Source organism: Acinetobacter sp. ABJ-A23_2 (assembly GCF_044538765.1).
In the GTDB taxonomy this organism is placed as follows: domain Bacteria; phylum Pseudomonadota; class Gammaproteobacteria; order Pseudomonadales; family Moraxellaceae; genus Acinetobacter; species Acinetobacter nosocomialis_A.
Map to the genome: position 1 here is coordinate 1 of NZ_JBIUCP010000122.1, position 414 is coordinate 414.

Genomic DNA, 414 nt, shown 5'->3' on the forward strand with positions numbered 1-414 from the left:
GATCGTTCACTGTACCGGTTAATGCAGGTGTACTGTCATTGGTGGTTACATCACTTAACGCAACTGTCGGTGCTGTGGTATCGATAGTCACCACTGCACCTGTTATCCCCACATTACCTGCAGGGTCGGTCGCTGTCACAGTTACGGTGTGTGGACCATCGGTCAACACTGGAAGCGTATTGTCTGCAAGTGTCCAGGTACCGTTGCCGTTATTGACTGCTGGATAGTCCACCCCATCTACAGTCACCACCACAGTCGCAGTCGGATCATTCACTGTACCGGTTAACGCAGGTGTGCTGTCGTTGGTTAACACGTCACTCAAGGCAACGGTCGGTGCCAATGCATCTACAGTGCCTGTACCTGGTAATGATGGGTTACCTGCTGGGTCAGTCGCTGTCGCAGTCACTATTTGAC

General features: G+C 52.2%; 1 protein-coding gene. It reads right to left on the bottom strand.

Annotated features, from left to right (window positions below; genetic code table 11):
• Positions 1–414: Ig-like domain-containing protein (locus ACH63V_RS18135; protein WP_396464328.1), on the bottom strand; the 414-nt coding region annotated here is incomplete at both ends.